The 2,484-nt window shown below is 53.4% G+C and carries 3 protein-coding genes; all 3 read right to left on the bottom strand.

The genetic code is table 11. The annotated features are described in order from the left end of the window. Positions 1 to 483, bottom strand: a 483-nt coding sequence (locus tag AC2FNU_RS24590) for an ABC transporter permease subunit (RefSeq protein WP_496794184.1), incomplete at its 3' end; no start/stop codon positions are given. Position 484: 1 nt separating this feature from the next. Further along, positions 485 to 1,240, bottom strand: a complete 756-nt coding sequence (locus tag AC2FNU_RS24585; RefSeq protein ID WP_496794182.1) for an amino acid ABC transporter permease — start codon at positions 1,238 to 1,240, stop codon at positions 485 to 487. Positions 1,241 to 1,245: 5 nt separating this feature from the next. Then, a complete protein-coding gene (locus tag AC2FNU_RS24580) occupies positions 1,246 to 2,100 on the bottom strand; it encodes a transporter substrate-binding domain-containing protein (RefSeq protein ID WP_496794179.1) in 855 nt (284 codons plus the stop codon). Positions 2,101 to 2,484 lie beyond the last annotated feature (384 nt).

Below are 2,484 nucleotides of genomic sequence, written 5' to 3'. Positions count from 1 at the left end.
CGACAGTCCAAACACCGCTTTCATCCAGGCGGGGATGCGAATGGTCTGACCAAAAACCTCGATTTGAAACGGAACGGCAAGCAGCACGATAAACAGCAGTACCAACCAGGGCGAGTTGCGGAATAGCTGGGTCACAAACCACGCCAGGCTGCGCACAACAGAGTTCCGGCTGATCTGCGCAAGGCCCAGCATAACGCCCAAAACCGTGCCGATCGACATTGCAAAAAGCGAAATCACCACGTTGAACAAAAAGCCTTGGGTCAAAAGGAACGGCATCCAGCGCCAAAGCGCTGAAAATGCCTGGGCTGACGCATCACCCGATTGTGCCAGCGCAAGCGTTGGCCACGACAGGGCGATCACCACGAGCCAGACCAAGGGAATGCTGGCCAGCCAGCGAATGAAATACATCTCATCCAACTGCCCGTGCTTTGGGTCAAATGGCTTGAGGACGGGCAAATCCGATTTATCGACGATCAGGCTCATGTCAGGTCGTTCCGTATCCGGGGATTGCCAGCTTGCGTTCCCATTGGTTCATGCCGAAGGCGAGGATACCCACCAGTGCGATGTAGGAGACAAAGAGCAACAACATCGTCGGGTTCTGAGCAGACGGATAGTCCGACCAAACCGATACGCTTTCATACAACAGTTCAGGGACCGCAATCGCATAAGCTTGTGTTGTGGTTTTGACCAGATTTATCAGGTTGTTGTTGAGCGCGGGCAAACAAATTCGCAGCGACAACGGAAAGACCACATATGCAAAGGTCTGTGTTCGCGTAAATCCCAGAGACTCAGACGCTTCGACCGTGGACTCCGGAACCGCCTCAAGCCCCGAGCGGAAGATCTCGATGTTAAAGGCGCCCGCAAAGAAAGAAAGAGAGATGATGGCCCAACCGACATTTGAGATGATCGGCACCTCAAGCCAACCATCCGGGCTGTAGGATGGTGTGAATTGGCCCAGGGCGAAATAGAAAAACAACAACTGCACCATGGGCGGCGTATTGCGGAAAAACTGGATGTAGCCTTGCACAATGGAGCGCAATAGCCGGTTCTTCGTACCCAGCAACCAGACACCCACGATCCCGATGATGACCGAAAAAAAGACACAGGCCACCGATAACCAGATCGTGTGATACAGACCGGAAAGTATCCGGTCTGTCTGTTTTTCATCATATAGCCAAATGAAGTTCCAGCGCGGGTAGTCCGCGGCAAGGGCCTCGAAGAAGCCCGCGATGCTCTCCATAGGGCTTAGCTTTCATCATCCATGTGGTCAGCCATGCGTTCGGACATGTCCCGAAGGTATTGTGTCGGCTTGATGCCCCACTTTTCTTCCAGCGCAATCAGCGTGCCGTCGCGATGCCAGTTGTATTGCATGCCGGACATGAACTGACCAAAGATGCAGTTTTCTTCCTCCTTTGGAACGGCCAGCCCCCAAGGACTGTCATCTTCCGAGACAAACGGCATTTCGAAGTCATCCCAGTTGCCAGAGGCAAGGTCCGAGCCGATCGAGCTGTCATCGTAGAGGAACGCAATACACTTCTTGTCACGCAGCGCCTGCTTGGCTTCGGCGGTGCCGGCAAAAGCTACGATCTCGGCACCATAGCGATCTTCGACAATCTTGTTGTAGAACGCTGCCTGCACGCCACAGACGGGTTTGCCTTCCAACTCGCTCCAGTCTTTCAGACCCAGTGCTTTCGGCGACATCACATTGGTACCCGAGGTGTAATAGTTCGGACCAACAATCCCCACAATCTCGCGACGGTCAGGACGATCTGTCATCGTAGCGATCAGCAAATCGGTCTGACCCTGCTCGAGAAATTGCATCCTGTTCGAAGCCACCACCGGAACCAATTCAAGCCCGACACCCATTTTTGCGGCCACATCCGCGGCCATGTCAGCCTCCATGCCGACAATCGATCCATCTGTGTCCCGATGACCCCAGGGTTTGTAGTCAGCTTTAATGCCGACGATCAGCGTGCCGCGTTCCATGACGGTGTTCCAGCGCTCATTTGTGCACTGTTCGGCGATGACTGCTGTGCTTGTCATAGCCGTTGATGCCGTCAGCAAAGCAGCGCCCCAGGTTTTTAAGTTGGATCTGAGCATATGTTTCTCCCGTTGAGGTTATTATGTTGTCTGGTCTGCAAGTTTTTCCGATTTTCAAAATACGCCAGAAACTGACCACCCAGCACCTTACGTGTCGTGTGCGCTTACTCCTGACGCTACAAGGGAACGGATATAAAGAGCATTTTGTATAGCCTTAGGATGCTGACCCCAGTTTCATTTTCTGTCAAGTATGAAGCTGAGACTTTGCGGCCCGAATTTCATTGCCCAAAAACAGAGCGTTGTCGGGTGCGGCGACTCCTGCGTTGTTGTGCATGAGCGCGCTGGAAGCCGGCCTTGATCTTGTCACCCAAGGTCGGGAGTCCATCGCTATTTTGCGTCAAATTGCAAACTTGAGCGGCGCGGCGTTTCAGAAATCTTGCGGAT

The sequence above is a fragment of the Ruegeria sp. BHSB064 genome (assembly GCF_059613205.1).
Note: the sequence above shows the minus strand (reverse complement) of the source record. Positions and strands in the feature narration are given on the sequence as shown.

What these genes read in the sequence shown, in the direction of transcription:
- AC2FNU_RS24580 (WP_496794179.1), bottom strand. Translation starts at nt 2,100, where the DNA reads ATGCTCAGATCCAACTTAAAAACCTGGGGCGCTGCTTTGCTGACGGCA.
- AC2FNU_RS24585 (WP_496794182.1), bottom strand. Translation starts at nt 1,240, where the DNA reads ATGGAGAGCATCGCGGGCTTCTTCGAGGCCCTTGCCGCGGACTACCCG.